15 protein-coding genes are annotated in these 13775 nt (G+C 68.6%); 12 read left to right on the top strand and 3 right to left on the bottom strand.

From position 1 onward, the window contains the following. Window positions 1-121: 121 nt before the first annotated feature. On the top strand, window positions 122-1429 hold the full coding sequence (gene paaK, locus Q9R02_RS09265) for a phenylacetate--CoA ligase PaaK (protein WP_305996390.1): 1308 nt from the start codon (window positions 122-124) through the stop codon (window positions 1427-1429). 111 nt (window positions 1430-1540) lie between these two features. Beyond that, on the top strand, window positions 1541-2176 hold the full coding sequence (locus Q9R02_RS09260) for a hypothetical protein (protein WP_305996389.1): 636 nt from the start codon (window positions 1541-1543) through the stop codon (window positions 2174-2176). A 495-nt stretch (window positions 2177-2671) separates the two neighbouring features. On the opposite strand, the gene Q9R02_RS09255 is transcribed toward Q9R02_RS09260, so the two are convergent. The 3 genes from Q9R02_RS09255 to paaZ all read right to left on the bottom strand — a co-directional run bounded on the left by Q9R02_RS09255 (window position 2672) and on the right by paaZ (window position 5788). Next, entirely contained in the window at window positions 2672-3082 is a 411-nt protein-coding gene (locus Q9R02_RS09255; RefSeq protein ID WP_305996388.1) for a DUF6228 family protein, read from the bottom strand. Window positions 3083-3143: 61 nt separating this feature from the next. Next, window positions 3144-3734 carry a TetR/AcrR family transcriptional regulator gene (locus Q9R02_RS09250; RefSeq protein WP_305996387.1) on the bottom strand — a complete coding sequence of 197 codons (591 nt, stop codon included), beginning with the start codon at window positions 3732-3734 and terminating at the stop codon, window positions 3144-3146. 2 nt (window positions 3735-3736) lie between these two features. After that, a complete protein-coding gene (paaZ, locus tag Q9R02_RS09245) occupies window positions 3737-5788 on the bottom strand; it encodes a phenylacetic acid degradation bifunctional protein PaaZ (protein WP_305996386.1) in 2052 nt (683 codons plus the stop codon). A 115-nt stretch (window positions 5789-5903) separates the two neighbouring features. Between paaZ and paaA the strand changes: the two genes are divergently transcribed. Genes paaA through Q9R02_RS09195 form a run of 10 tightly spaced genes read left to right on the top strand, consistent with a single transcriptional unit; the run spans window position 5904 to window position 13767 of the window. Beyond that, window positions 5904-6854 carry a 1,2-phenylacetyl-CoA epoxidase subunit PaaA gene (paaA, locus tag Q9R02_RS09240; RefSeq protein ID WP_305996385.1) on the top strand — a complete coding sequence of 317 codons (951 nt, stop codon included), beginning with the start codon at window positions 5904-5906 and terminating at the stop codon, window positions 6852-6854. Then, window positions 6851-7147 (top strand): 1,2-phenylacetyl-CoA epoxidase subunit PaaB, encoded by a 297-nt coding sequence (gene paaB, locus Q9R02_RS09235; protein WP_305996384.1) that lies wholly within the window; start codon window positions 6851-6853, stop codon window positions 7145-7147. Before paaA ends, paaB begins: the two co-directional genes overlap by 4 nt. Window positions 7148-7164: 17 nt before the next feature. Further along, window positions 7165-8100, top strand: coding sequence for a 1,2-phenylacetyl-CoA epoxidase subunit PaaC (gene paaC, locus Q9R02_RS09230; RefSeq protein ID WP_305996383.1), 936 nt, complete (start codon window positions 7165-7167; stop codon window positions 8098-8100). A gap of 5 nt (window positions 8101-8105) precedes the next feature. Further along, the gene (gene paaD / locus Q9R02_RS09225; RefSeq protein ID WP_305996382.1) at window positions 8106-8618 is read left to right on the top strand and encodes a 1,2-phenylacetyl-CoA epoxidase subunit PaaD; all 513 of its coding nucleotides are present in this window, start codon (window positions 8106-8108) and stop codon (window positions 8616-8618) included. Window position 8619: 1 nt separating this feature from the next. Continuing rightward, complete coding sequence (paaE, locus tag Q9R02_RS09220; protein ID WP_305996381.1) at window positions 8620-9705, top strand: 1,2-phenylacetyl-CoA epoxidase subunit PaaE; 1086 nt, start codon at window positions 8620-8622, stop codon at window positions 9703-9705. 40 nt (window positions 9706-9745) lie between these two features. After that, window positions 9746-10912, top strand: coding sequence for a thiolase family protein (locus tag Q9R02_RS09215; protein ID WP_305996380.1), 1167 nt, complete (start codon window positions 9746-9748; stop codon window positions 10910-10912). After that, on the top strand, window positions 10909-11667 hold the full coding sequence (locus Q9R02_RS09210) for an enoyl-CoA hydratase/isomerase family protein (RefSeq protein WP_305996379.1): 759 nt from the start codon (window positions 10909-10911) through the stop codon (window positions 11665-11667). Before Q9R02_RS09215 ends, Q9R02_RS09210 begins: the two co-directional genes overlap by 4 nt. Next, the gene (locus tag Q9R02_RS09205; RefSeq protein WP_305996378.1) at window positions 11664-12491 is read left to right on the top strand and encodes a 3-hydroxyacyl-CoA dehydrogenase family protein; all 828 of its coding nucleotides are present in this window, start codon (window positions 11664-11666) and stop codon (window positions 12489-12491) included. Before Q9R02_RS09210 ends, Q9R02_RS09205 begins: the two co-directional genes overlap by 4 nt. Next, complete coding sequence (gene paaI / locus Q9R02_RS09200) at window positions 12485-12940, top strand: hydroxyphenylacetyl-CoA thioesterase PaaI (RefSeq protein WP_305996377.1); 456 nt, start codon at window positions 12485-12487, stop codon at window positions 12938-12940. Before Q9R02_RS09205 ends, paaI begins: the two co-directional genes overlap by 7 nt. After that, window positions 12937-13767 carry an enoyl-CoA hydratase/isomerase family protein gene (locus tag Q9R02_RS09195; RefSeq protein ID WP_305996376.1) on the top strand — a complete coding sequence of 277 codons (831 nt, stop codon included), beginning with the start codon at window positions 12937-12939 and terminating at the stop codon, window positions 13765-13767. The genes paaI and Q9R02_RS09195 overlap by 4 nt, the downstream gene beginning before the upstream one ends. Window positions 13768-13775 lie beyond the last annotated feature (8 nt).

The raw sequence follows: 13775 nt of genomic DNA, 5'->3' as shown, positions 1-13775 counted from the left end.
TCTCTGCCCCGTTCTGAGACGCCCCTAGGCATGTGATTCGCGACACGCTATAGTACTGAATGTTCGGTAAGTAATGTTTTCCGGCATGAGTGCGGAATGCAGTGGCACAAGGATGTGAGAGATGCAGGACCTGAGTCCGCGCCCCGGCGAGCTTGAAGCGATTGAGACCGCTTCCGTCGATGAACTCCGCTCGTTGCAGTTGCAGCGGCTTCAGTGGTCGTTGAAGCATGCCTATGACAACGTCCCGCACTACCGCAAGGCATTCGACGAGGCCGGGGTCCATCCCGACGACCTCAAGGACCTCTCCGACCTCTCCAAGTTCCCCTTCACCAGCAAGGCCGATCTGCGGGAGAACTACCCGTTCGGCATGCTGGCCGTCCCGCGCGATCAAGTGTCCCGTGTGCACGCCTCCTCCGGCACTACCGGCCGTCCGACGGTGGTCGGCTACACCAAGGACGATCTGGACATGTGGGCCACCGTGGTGGCGCGCAGCATCCGGGCCGCGGGCGGCCGGCCCGGCGACATGCTCCACAACGCCTACGGCTACGGCTTGTTCACTGGCGGACTGGGAGCGCACGCCGGCGCCGAAAAGCTGGGTTGCACGGTGGTGCCGGTGTCCGGCGGGATGACGGAGCGCCAGGTCCAGCTGATCCAGGACTTCAAGCCGGACATCATCATGGTGACCCCGTCCTACATGCTGGCCGTCATCGAGGAGATGGAGCGGCAGGGGATCGACCCGCGCTCCACGTCCCTGAAAGTGGGCATCTTCGGAGCCGAACCGTGGACCAATGACATGCGCCATGAGATGGAGCAGCGCCTGGACATGCATGCCGTGGACATCTACGGCCTGTCCGAGGTGATCGGCCCCGGTGTCGCGAGCGAATGCGTGGAGACCAAGGACGGCCTGACGGTCTGGGAGGACCACTTCTACCCGGAGATCGTGGACCCCATCACGATGGAGCCCGTGGCCGAGGGGGAGGAGGGCGAGCTCGTCTTCACCTCGCTGACCAAGCAGGCCATGCCGATCGTCCGTTACCGCACCCGTGACCTGACGCGTCTGCTGCCTGGCACGGCGCGCACCATGCGCCGCATCGAGAAGATCACCGGCCGCACGGACGACATGATCATCCTCCGTGGCGTCAACCTGTTCCCGACCCAGATCGAGGAACTCATCCTCCACACCCCTGAGCTGTCGCCGCACTTCCAGTGCGTACTGGGCCGCCAGGGCATCCTGGACGACATGACCGTCCGCGTCGAACAGCGCGACGGCGTCAGTGCCGAGTCCGCACACGCCGCTGCGATGACGCTGAAGCGGCTGGTCAAGAGCAAGATCGGCGTGACGGTGGCCGTCGACGTCGTGCAGCCGGGCGGCGTCGAGCGCTCCAACGGCAAGATGCGCAGGATCCTGGACAACCGGCCACAGCGGTAAGGCTGCGGTCACGCGAAGGGCGCCCCTCCAGGTGGAGGGGCGCCCTACACTTTTCTCTTGGGCCGGAGTGCGGTAGAAGGAATTCCAGGACCTGCAGCAGAGGGGGAAACGGTGAACCGATGGGGAAAAGTCATTCTGTTCGGGGCGGTTGTCCTGGTCTGCTTGTCCTTCACGCTCTATCGGCTGATCGGCGACGTCATCAGATTCGGCCCGACCGCTGCGAACATGTCCGGATTCGCGGTTCTGTTGATGTTCCCGTTGCTCATCTGGGGACTGGCGGCAGGAGTCCGTCGCGGCAAGGCCAGAAGGGCGGTGCGGACTCGTGACTCATATTCAGGCGCGTTCGTAGTTTGTGCGGGCTGGACGTGGTTCATGGCGCCGCCCTTGCGATCCTGGCCCTTCAAGCCAGTCAAGACGAGAGGCTTCATTCCCTTCCTTTTGGTGGCTCGTCCTGAAGGACTGGAACTGTATCAGCAGAAATACAGGTCAGATGTCCTCATCGGAAAATTGGCTTGGGTTGGCATCCGGTCCCTGGGTGCGAGGGCTGTTGACCCCACCACGGGAATCCCACAGGGCACTCGAATGCTCGCCATCGATCTGGCGCCCCAGGGCGGGGAACTGTCTGACCACCTCGAGTTTTTTCTCTGCTCCGAAGAATGGGAAATCGTACGGGGTGACGTCTTCGATGACACGGTCTGTCGCTTGGAATCCTTGCGGGCCGGTGTACGTGGAGCCGGCCCACTCTGAGCAGCCAACCGTGTGCTGGTCCCGTAGGCTCGGACCGCGACGGGGACGGTATGGTTTAGCGTTCCCGACGACGATCGTGGTGTTGCGTCCTGGGAAGGGCTGAGCGGACGAATCGAGGAGGACGGAAGTGCCACGGTCCTGGGCGTTCCGGCCTCCGTGTATGGCCTCAACCTGGGCGACAGAATCTCCGTCATTGAATCGGCGGAAGGGGCAAATGTCCCACGGGTCATGTGCATGATGCCGGCAACGACACCTGCAGGTTCTTCCTGCTCAATTCAGACGACGAATCGGCTTGGTTCCCTCTAGCGGAGGAATTCGCGGCGAGAGGGTGCCTTGTTGATGTTCTCACTTCGTCTTTGACGGCATTGTCGTGCGGACCGAACGAATCGCAAGGAGTTGCCGACCGATTGGCCGTGCTCGAAGCCGAAGGTGTCCGCGCTTATGAGACCGGACGGATGGGCCCGAGAAGTCCGCAGTGACACCCGTGGATGAGACTCAGGAAATGGCGGGATTCAGGAGTTCCTGAAGTGCGGCGGCCGCGAATGAGAGTTCTTCGCCCGGGTCAAGAATGATCGTGCTCTGACAGCGCCATTCGGTTTCGCCGAGGATTTGATTGAGGGTGACCTCGAGCCGGACACGGCCATCGTGACGTGCCGATATTCGCAAATCGCCTTCCAAGGACTCGTACATCTTCGAGCCATCCCAGCCTCGCCAATGGCGGGACAGGTCGTCGAAGTAACCGACCAGTGTGCCGAATCCATTCACGTCATAGATGCGGCTGGTGCTTGTGAGCCCTTCGGCCACGAGGGTGACCATGAGGTATTCAACGGCTCCCGATCGGGCCCTGTCGTCATTCCCTGCCTTGAGGATCAACGATCCTCGTCGCCCGATGGAGACTTCTCCCATTACTGGCACCCTTCTGATGCGGGGTCGGATGCAGTCCTGCTGCGCGGACTCCCCACACAAACTACCCCGCCCGGATCCCGTCCAGGAGCAGCCCCAGGACCTGATCCGCGAGTTTCTCAGGAGAGGTACCCCGCCCCGGCCGGTACCACTCGCGGACCGAGTTGATCATGCCGAACACCAGCCGCGCCGTCGTCTTCGCGTCCACATCGGCCCGGAGGCTGCCCTCATCCACGGCCTCCTGCACCACGGCGGCCACCGCCTTGTTGTACGCGCGGCGCTGCTCCAGCGCCCACCGCTCCGTCTCCGTGTTGCCGTGCACGTTGAGCAGCAGCGTCACGTACGGCAGCCGCTCGGTCAGGATCTCGATGTTCCTCCGGACCAAGTGCTCCAGCCGCCCGATCGCCGGGCCTCCCAACGCCTCGGCCTCCGTGATGGTGGCCATGAGCGGGTCCAGCGCCTGCTCCAGTCCCAGGCGCAGAAGCTGTTCCTTGCCCTCGATGTGGTGATAGATCGAGGACTTGGACAGCCCCGACGCCTGGGACAGGTGCTGGAAACTCGTGCCGTCGTAGCCGCGCTCGGTGAACACCTGCACCGCCACATCCAGGAGGCGCTGCAGGGTGTACGGTTCGCGGACGCCGGCACTGACGGACATGGTCAGCCCTGGCCCGCGCTGAGAGCCTGTTCCTTCGCCACGAGCGTGAGCACGTCGTACGTCGCCACGTTCTCGCCGTCCTGATTCTTCACTACGGCGTCCCAGCGGACCTCGCCGTAGTCGGCCGAATTGCGCGGTGTGATCTGCTTGACCGTCAGCTCCACGGCGATCGAGTCACCGGCCTTCACCGGGGTCAGGAAGCGCAGATTGTCCACGCCGAAGTTCGCCAGCACCGGTCCCGGGTTCGGCTCCACGAACAGGCCGGCGGCCAGCGAGACCACCAGGTAGCCATGCGCCACGATCCCGCCGAACAGCGGGTTGGCGGCCGCCGCCTCCGGGTCCGTGTGGGCGTAGAACGTGTCCCCGGTGAACTCGGCGAAGTGGTCGATGTCCGCCAGCGTCACTGTGCGCGGCTTCGAGCTGATCCCGTCGCCGATCTTCAGCTCCGCCAGGCTCTTCCGGAACGGGTGGACTTCGCCCACCTCACGCCGGGAACCCGTGGTCCAGCGGCCCGTGATGGCCGTGATCATGTCCGGGGACCCCTGGATCGCGGTCCGCTGCATGTGGTGGAGCACGCCGCGGATGCCGCCCAGCTCCTCGCCGCCGCCCGCGCGACCCGGCCCGCCGTGCACCAGCACCGGCAGGGGGCTGCCGTGCCCGGTCGACTCGCCGGCGTCGTCGCGGTCCAGCACCAGTACGCGCCCGTGCCACGGCGCCAGCCCCAGCGTGACCTCCCGCGCGATCCGCGGGTCGTGCGTCACCAGCGACGCCGCGAGGCTGCCCTTGCCGCGCGCCGCCAGCGCGATCGCCTCTTCGGTGGTCCGGTAGGAGAACACGGTGCTGACCGGGCCGAAGGGCTCGACGTCGTGTGGCTCGCTCGCGCCGTCGTGCGCCTTGAGCAGCACGGGGGAGAGGAAGGCGCCCGCCTGCGCGTCCGCGCCCACCGTCTCGACGTGATCGGGGTCGCCGAAGACGACGTCGGCGCCGCGCCGCAGCTCGGTGATCGCCTTCCGGACCTCCTCGCGCTGTCCCAGGCTGGCGAGCGCGCCCATGCGCACCGACTCGTCCGCGGGATCGCCCACCACGGTCTTCGCCAGGCGGGCGCTGAGCGCCTCGATGACCGCGGACGTCAGTGCCTGGGGCACGATGGCGCGGCGGATGGCCGTGCACTTCTGGCCGGCCTTGACGGTCATCTCCGCCACCACGCCCTTGATGAACAGCTCGAACTCCGGGTCCTCCGGCGTGACGTCCAGGCCCAGGATGGAGCAGTTCAGCGAGTCCGCCTCGACTCCCAGGCGCACCCCGCGCTCCAGCACGGCCGGGTGCTTGCGCAGGATGTCCGCCGTGGACGCGGAGCCCGTGAAGTCCACGGAATCCTGCTCGCCCAGCTGGTCCAGGAGATCGCCCGCACTGCCGCTGATCAGCTGCAGCGAACCTTCCGGCAGAATCCCGGACTCGATGATCCGGCGGACCACGGCCTCGGTGAGATAAGAGGTCTGGCTGGCCGGCTTGACGATGCTCGGCAGCCCGGCCAGGAACGCCGGGGCCAGCTTCTCCAGCATGCCCCAGACGGGGAAGTTGAAGGCGTTGATCTGCACGGCGACGCCGGTGCGGGAAGTGTAGAGGTGCTGGCCCACGAAGGTGCCGTTGCGGCTCAGTGGCTCCGTCCCGCCGTCGAGTACCACCGTGTCGTTGGGCAGTTCCCGGCGTCCCTTGCTCGCATAGGAGAACATCGTGCCGATGCCACCATCGATGTCCACGAAGGAGTCGCGCTTGGTGGCGCCGGTGCGGAAGGAGAGCGCGTAGAACTCGTCCTTGAACTGTCCCAGGTGCAGGGCCACCTCCTTCAGGAGCAGCGCCCGCTCGTGGAACGTCAGCTTCCGGACGGCCGGGCCGCCCACCTCACGGCCGTGGGCCACCATGGCCGCGTAGTCCAGCCCCGTGGTGGACACCCGGGCGACCTCCTGGCCCGTCACGGCGTCCAGCAGCGGCTGGCCGGCGTCCTCCGCCTGGAACCAGCGTCCTGCGGCGTAGCTTTCCAGCAGTGGGCTCATGGGGAAGTCCTTTCGCTTTTCTCCTGTCGGCAGGCCATTGCGCAAGCCGTGTGTCCTGTGCCACAGTAGTACAGAATGTTCGGTCAGTAAATAGCTCAGACCCTCAGGAGGTGCCATGTCATCCGCCGTCGCCGAGCCCCAGCTCGAAGCCGAATTCGAAGCCATCGTGGGCCACAAGGACCGGATCGAACCCCGGGATTGGATGCCGGAGGCCTACCGGAAGACCCTGATCCGCCAGGTGGCCCAGCACGCCCACTCGGAGATCATCGGCATGCAGCCGGAAGGCAACTGGATCGGCCGGGCCCCGTCCCTGCGCCGCAAGGCCATCCTCCTGGCCAAGGTCCAGGACGAGGCCGGCCACGGGCTCTACCTCTACTCCGCCGCGGAGACCCTGGGAACCTCCCGCAACGAGCTCACCGAGCTCCTGATCGCGGGCAAGCAGAAGTACTCCTCGATCTTCAACTACCCCACCCTCTCCTACACCGACGTGGGAACCATCGGGTGGCTGGTGGACGGCGCGGCCATCTGCAACCAGGTGCCCCTCTGCCGTACCTCCTTCGGCCCCTACGGCCGGGCCATGATCCGGATCTGCAAGGAGGAGTCCTTCCACCAGCGGCAGGGCTTCGAACTCCTCATGACCATGATGCGCGGCACCCAGGAGCAGCGGGACATGGTCCAGGAGTCTGTGAACCGCTTCTGGTGGCCGGCCTTGATGATGTTCGGCCCGCCGGATGACGCCTCGCCCAACACCGAGCAGTCCATGGCCTGGGGCATCAAGACCCACACCAACGACGAGCTCCGCCAGAAGTTCGTGGACATGTCCGTCCCGCAGGCCGAAGCCCTCGGCGTGACCTTCCCGGACCCCGAGCTGAAGTGGAACGCCGAACGCGGCCACTACGATTTCGGCACCCCGGACTGGGACGAGTTCTGGGACGTGGTCAAGGGCAACGGCCCCTGCAACGCCCAACGGCTGGCCCACCGCAAGCGGGCCTGGGACGAAGGGGCCTGGGTACGCGAAGCCGCCCTCGCCTTCGCCGCCAAGGAAAGCAAGGAGAACCACGCATGAGCGGGCAGATCCGCAGCGAATGGCCGCTGTATGAGGTGTTCATCCGCGGCAAGCGCGGCCTGAACCACGTCCACGTCGGCTCCGTGCACGCCGCGGACGGCCAGATGGCCCTCCGCCACGCCCGGGACGTCTACACCCGGCGCAATGAGGGCGTGAGCATCTGGGTGGTCCCGTCCACCGAGATCATCGCTTCCAGCCCGGGGGAGAAGGACCCGCTCTTCGCCCCCAGCGGCGACAAGGCCTACCGCCACCCCACCTTCTACGAGATCCCGGACAACGTCCCCCACATGTGAGGGAGGAGGAGAACACGATGGCTGAAGTACACACGCACACCGAGGGCGAGCACGACAACGCCTATGCCGGCCTGCTGGTCAACGACGCCCACTGGGCCTTCGGAACGGATTTCGAAGACCCGCTTGCGGGCGTGGACACCACCGTGCCCGAAGGCGTCGACGCCGCGGAGCTCGCCGCCTACTGCCTGATGCTGGGCGACGATGCGCTGGTGTTCTCCCAGCGCATCTCCGAATGGTGCAGCAACGCCCCCGATCTGGAGGAGGACATCGCGCTGGCCAACATCGCCCTGGACCTCCTCGGCCAGGCCCGCCTCCTGCTGGCCCGTGCCGCCGCGGCCGACCCCGCCGCGGTCCCGCAACTCCCGGAGGGCTCCCCGGTCCCGGACGAGGACAGGCTCGCGTTCTTCCGCGACGATCTGCACTTCCGCAACGTCCGCCTCGCCGAGGTCCCCAACGGCGACTTCGCCGAGATCATCACCCGGATCCTGATCTTCTCCACCTGGCGGCTGGCCCTCTTCGAACGCCTCGCGCACAGCCGCGACGCGGTCCTGGCCGCCGTCGCCGCCAAGGGCGTCAAGGAGCTCAGCTACCACCGCGACTTCGTGGGCCGCTGGTTCCTGACCCTCGCGCAGGGCACCGAGGAATCCCGCCGTCGTCTGCTCTCCGCGCTGGACGGGCTCTGGCCGCTGACCGCCGAACTCTTCGCCACCCACCCTGTGGAGCGCGCCGTCGCCGCCTCCGGTGCCGGCGTGGACCCGGCCTCCGTACAGGAGGAGGTGCTGTCCGTCCTGGACCACGTCTTCGACGCCAGCGGGGTCACCCGTCCCGAAGCCCGGCCGCTCGCCGGGGTCCAGGGCAAGACCGGCCGCGACGGCCGCCACACGGAAGCCCTCAGTCTCATGCTCGCCGAGATGCAGGTGGTGGCCCGCGCCCACCCGGACGGCCTCTGGTGATCGCCATGACCAGCCGTGCCGAGACGCTCGAGAGGGCCTGGGCCGCGGCCGGGCGCGTTGTGGACCCGGAGCTGCCCATGCTGACGCTGATCGACCTGGGTGTCCTGCGGGACGTCACAGTGGACGACGACGGCGCGGTGGTCGCCGCGATCACGCCGACCTACTCGGGGTGCCCGGCCATGGCCGCCATGCGGGACGATCTGATGCGCGAACTGCAAGACGCCGGCTTCGCAGACGCCCGGGTGCGTGTGGCGCTGGAACCCGCCTGGACCACCGACTGGATCACCCCGGAAGGCCGCGCCGCGCTCGCCGAGGCGGGCATCTCCCCGCCCGGTCCCGCGCCCCGGCGCTCCGGGCCCGTGACCATCAGCCTCCTGCCCACCCGGCGTGCCGTCCGCTGCCCGCAGTGCGGCAGCGCCGACGTCGAGCTCAACTCCGAATTCGGCTCCACCGCCTGCAAGGCCATGTACCGCTGCCGCGCTTGCCTGGAACCCTTCGACCACGTGAAGGAGATCTGACATGACCGTCACCGCAGACCTGGACACCGGCCGGCGTACGGCCTTCCACGCCCTGACGGTCTCCGCCGTCGAATCCCTCACGGACGATTCCGCCGCGGTCACCTTCGACGTCCCGGCGGACCTCGCCGAGCTGTTCGACTTCGACGCCGGCCAGTCGCTGACGCTGCGCCGCGTGATCGACGGCGTGGAGCACCGCCGCACGTACTCGATCTGCTCGCCGGCCGGCGCCGCGCCCCGCATCGGCGTCCGCGAGATCCCGGACGGGCTGTTCTCCGGCTGGCTGGTGCGCCAGGTGCGCCCCGGCGACGTGATCGAGGTCCAGCCCCCGAGCGGCAGCTTCCGTGCCCGCCCGGACCAGGCCGGCCGCAATCTCTGCATCGCCGCCGGATCCGGCATCACCCCGATGCTCTCCATCGCCGCCACGGTGCTCAGCCACCCGGACGCCTCCGTGAGCCTCCTCTACGGCAACCGCCACACCAACACGGTGATGTTCGCCGAGGAACTGGCGGACCTCAAGGACGAGTACCACCGCCAGCTGGACCTCATCCACATCCTGTCCCGCGAACCCCGCGACGTGGAACTGTTCTCCGGCCGCCTGGACGCGAACCGGCTGCGCCGCATCCTCACCGAGCTGATCCCGGTGCAGGACATGGACCACGTGTGGCTCTGCGGGCCGTTCGCCATGCTGACGGACGCCCGGGCCGTCCTGGACGAGCTGGGAGTCCCCAAGGAGCGCGTGCACTTCGAACTCTTCTATGTGGACGAGCCGCCGCCCGAGTTGCGGCACGTGGAGCGGGTGGCCGAGGGCGAGACCAGCGAGGTCACCGTCACTTTGGACGGCCGCAGCACCACCACCGCCATGCAGCGGGACATGACCATCCTTGACTCCGCCCAGCTGAGCCGGACCGACCTCCCCTTCGCCTGCAAGGGCGGCGTCTGCGGCACGTGCCGCGCCAAGGTCTGCGCCGGCGAGGTGGACATGGTCCGCAACTACGCCCTGGAACCGGCCGAGGTGGCGGATGGCTTCGTCCTCACCTGCCAGACGTACCCGGTGGGCGAGGCAGTCACGGTGGACTTCGACGCCTGAGTGGCGCCCCCTTGAACCCCTGGAACACGACAGGAGCATGATGAACGAGGTCTTCATTCTGGACGGTGTCCGGACGCCCATCGGCCGCTACGGCGGGGTCCTGGCCAAGGAACGCCCGGACGACCTGGCCGCCCTGGTGGTCCGGACCGCCGTGGACCGCAGCGGCGTGGACCCGGAGGTCATCGACGAGGTCATCTTCGGCGCGGCCAATCAGGCCGGTGAGGACAACCGCAACGTGGCCCGCATGGCCACGCTGCTGGCCGGCCTCCCGGACTCCATCCCCGGCTTCACGGTGAACCGCCTCTGCGCCTCCGGGATGACGGCCATCACCACGGCCCGGCAGATGATCGCGGCGGGCGACGCAGACGTCGTCGTGGCCGGCGGCGTCGAGTCCATGACCCGCGCACCCTGGGTGACGGAGAAGCCGTCCCGCCCGTGGGCCAAGCCGGGCCAGAGCTGGGACACCTCAATCGGCTGGCGCTTCACCAACCCGCGCTTCGAAGCCGACACCACGCTCTCCATGCCGCAGACGGCCGAGCGGGTGGCCGAGCGCTGGGGCCTGGGCCGGGAGGAGCTGGACGCCTTCTCGCTCCGCTCCCACCAGCGTGCCCTGGCCGCTCAGGCAGCCGGGCACTTCGCCCGGGAGATCGTGCCCGTGGGCGACGTCGCCCAGGACGAGGGCCCCCGCGCCGACACCACGGCGGAGAAGCTCGCGGCCCTGCGCCCCATTCACGGTCCCGGCGGCGTGATCACCGCCGGCAACTCCAGCTCCCTGAACGACGGCGCCGCGGCGCTGGTCCTGGTCAGCGAGCGGTTCGTCACCGCCCACGGCCTCACGCCGCGTGCCCGCGTGGTGGGCGGCGCCAACGCCGGCGTGGCACCGGAGATCATGGGCATCGGCCCCGTCCCCGCCAGCCGCAAGGCGCTGGACCGGGCCGGCTGGACGGCCGCCGAGCTGGACGCCGTCGAACTCAACGAGGCCTTCGCATCCCAGTCCCTCGCCTGCCTGCGTGAGCTGGGCCTGGCGGAGGAGAAGGTCAACGCCTGGGGCGGTGCCATCGCCTTGGGCCACCCGCTGGGCTGCTCCGGTGCGCGCATCGCGCTCACCCTCCTGAACCGTCTGGAGACCGACGGCGGCCGGCGGGGTCTGGCGACCATGTGCGTCGGCGTCGGACAGGGCTCCGCACTGCTGCTGGAGCGCGTATGAGCGCGCCGCTGCCGACTCCGCCGCTGCTCATCGAGGAGCAGGACGACCGCGTCCTGCTCCGTCTGAACCGGCCCGAGGTTCGCAACGCCATCGACCAGTCCACGGTGGACGCCCTCCACGAGGCGTGCGCCCTCCTGGAACGCGAGCCGCGGGTGACCCTGATCATCGGCAGCGGCGGCACCTTCGCGGCCGGGGCCGATATCGCCCAGCTGCGGGAACGCCGCCTCACGGACGCCCTGGCCGGCATCAACTCCGGCATCTTCGCGAGGATCCACCGCCTGCCCATGCCGGTGATCGCCCTCCTGGACGGTTACGCCCTGGGCGGGGGAGCGGAACTGGCCTACGCGTGCGATTTCCGGATCGGCACGGCCTCCGTGAAGATCGGCAACCCGGAACCGGGCCTGGGCATCCTGGCTGCCGCGGGCGGCGCCTGGCGCCTGCGGGAACTCGTGGGGGAGCCGCTGGCCAAGGAGATCCTCCTGGCCGGGCGCGTGCTGAGCGGCCGGGAGGCCAGGGACGCCCACCTCCTGAACGAGCTCGTGGAGCCGGAGGAGCTGGAGGCCGCCGGCCACCGCCTCGCCGACCGCATCGCGGCGCAGGCCCCGCTGGCCGTCCGCCTCACCAAGTCCGCCTTCCACGCGCCGCGCGAGGCACACCCCCTGATCGACAATGTGGCCCAGGCGGTCCTCTTCGAAACGCAGGAGAAGCAGGACCGGATGACCGCCTTCCTGGAACGACGCAAGGAGAAGCGATGAGTACTGTGCCTGACAACGTCGGCGTGTACGGCGGCGGCCGCATGGGCGGCGGCATCGCCCACGCCTTCGCCGTCGCGGGCGCCGCGGTGACCGTGGTGGAGAACGACGACGCGTCCGCCGGCGCCGCCCGGGAGCGCATCGCCGCGTCCCTCGCCAAAGCCGCGGAGAAGGGCGTGGCGGTTCCCGGCAGCATCACCGTGGTCACCGACGCGACGGCGCTCGCCGCCTGTCCGCTCGTGGTGGAGGCCGTCCCGGAGCTTCCGGAACTCAAGCACCAGGTCCTGGCCCGCATCGAAGAGATGGCGCCGGCGGCGAAGATCGGCAGCAACACCAGCTCCCTCTCCATCGACGAGCTGGCCGGCGCCTTGCAGGACCCGGCCCGCCTCATCGGCCTCCACTTCTTCAACCCGGTCCCCGTGAGCGATCTGGTGGAGGTGGTGGTCGGCGCCCGCACCGCGCCGGAGCTGGTGGAGGAGGCGCGAGGCTGGGTGGCCGGACTCGGCAAGACCGCCATCACCGTCCAGGACGCCCCCGGCTTCGCGAGCAGCCGCCTGGGCGTCGCCATCGCCCTGGAGGCCATGCGCATGCTGGAGGAGGGCGTGGCCAGCGCCGAGGACATCGACACCGCCATGACCCTCGGCTACCGCCACCCCGTGGGCCCGCTGAAGACCACGGACATCGTGGGCCTGGACGTACGCCTGAACATCGCCCAGCACCTGGAACGTGAACTCGGCCCCCGCTTCGCGCCGCCGCAGCTGCTCAAGGACAAGGTGGCAGCCGGGGAACTGGGCCGCAAGAGCGGCAAGGGGTTCTACGCATGGTGACCGGCACGGATTCCCAACAGCTGGATCCGCGGACGCTGGCCAAGGCGTGTGCGGACACCATGTGGAGCACCGATGAGGCCAGCCAGGGCCTCGGCATGGCCCTGGAGAGCGTGGAGCCCGGCCAGGCCGTCCTGACCATGACGGTCCGTTCCGACATGGTCAACGGCCATGGCATCTGCCACGGCGGGTTCATCTCCACCCTGGCGGACAGCACCTTCGCCTTCTCCTGCAACACCCACAACGTCGTGACCGTGGCGTCCGGCTTCGAGATCAGCTTCCTCGAGTCCGCCCGCCTGGGTGACGTGCTGCGCGCCGAGGGCCGCGAAGTGGTTCTCCGCGGCCGCTCCGGGATCTACGACGTCACCGTGCGCCGCGGCGACACCGTGATCGCCGTGTTCCGTGGCCGGAGCCGTTCGCTCGGCCGCCCCATTCTGGAGGAGACCCCATGAGCACCGAGTCCCTGAGCACTGAACCCCAGAGCCCTGAGCCCCAGAATCCCGCGGCCGTGCTGATCGAGCGCGAGGCCGGCGTCGCCGTCGTGACCCTGAACGTCCCGGAGCGCCGCAACGCGCTCACGCTGGCGCTCAAGTCGGCGCTGCGTGACGCGCTGGCCGAGGTGGCCGACGACGGCGGCGTGCGCGCCGTCGTCCTTGCGGCCAACGGGCCGGCGTTCTGCGTCGGTCAGGACCTGGGCGAGCACGCGGCGAAGCTGGCCGAGGATCCGGACGGCGTCTTCTCCACGGTCACCGAGCACTACACCCCGGTGGTCCGGTCCATGATGACCATGCCGAAGCCCGTCATCGCGGCGGTCGAAGGCATGGCTGTGGGCGCCGGCCTGGGGTTCGCCCTCGCCGCCGACTTCCGGGTGTTCGCCTCCGGGGTGAAGCTCGGGGCCGCGTTCAGCGGAATCGGCCTGACGTTCGACTCGGGCCTGTCCTACACCTTGCCGGGCGCGGTGGGCCAGGCGCGGGCCCGCGAGCTCATGCTCTTCCCTCGGATCTTCACCGCGGAGGAGGGGATCTCCTGGGGCATCTCCGGCGAGACCGTGGAGCCGGGGTCGGTCCTGGCCCGTGCCCGGGAACTGGCCGTGCAGCTGGCGGCCGGCCCCACGCGGGCGTTCGCGGAGACGAAGGCGTTACTGCTGAACGGCGTGGATCTGGAGGCGGTGTTCGAGGCCGAGGCCCGGGCGCAGACCCGCGCCGGGCAGACCGAGGACCATAGGAACGCGGTGTCCGCGTTCCTGAACCGGGAGAAGCCGGTCTTCACGGGCGCCTGAACCGTCCG

It is taken from the genome of Arthrobacter horti (assembly GCF_030731045.1).
Taxonomy (GTDB): Bacteria; Actinomycetota; Actinomycetes; order Actinomycetales; family Micrococcaceae; genus Arthrobacter_E; species Arthrobacter_E nanjingensis.
Note: the sequence above shows the minus strand (reverse complement) of the source record. Positions and strands in the feature narration are given on the sequence as shown.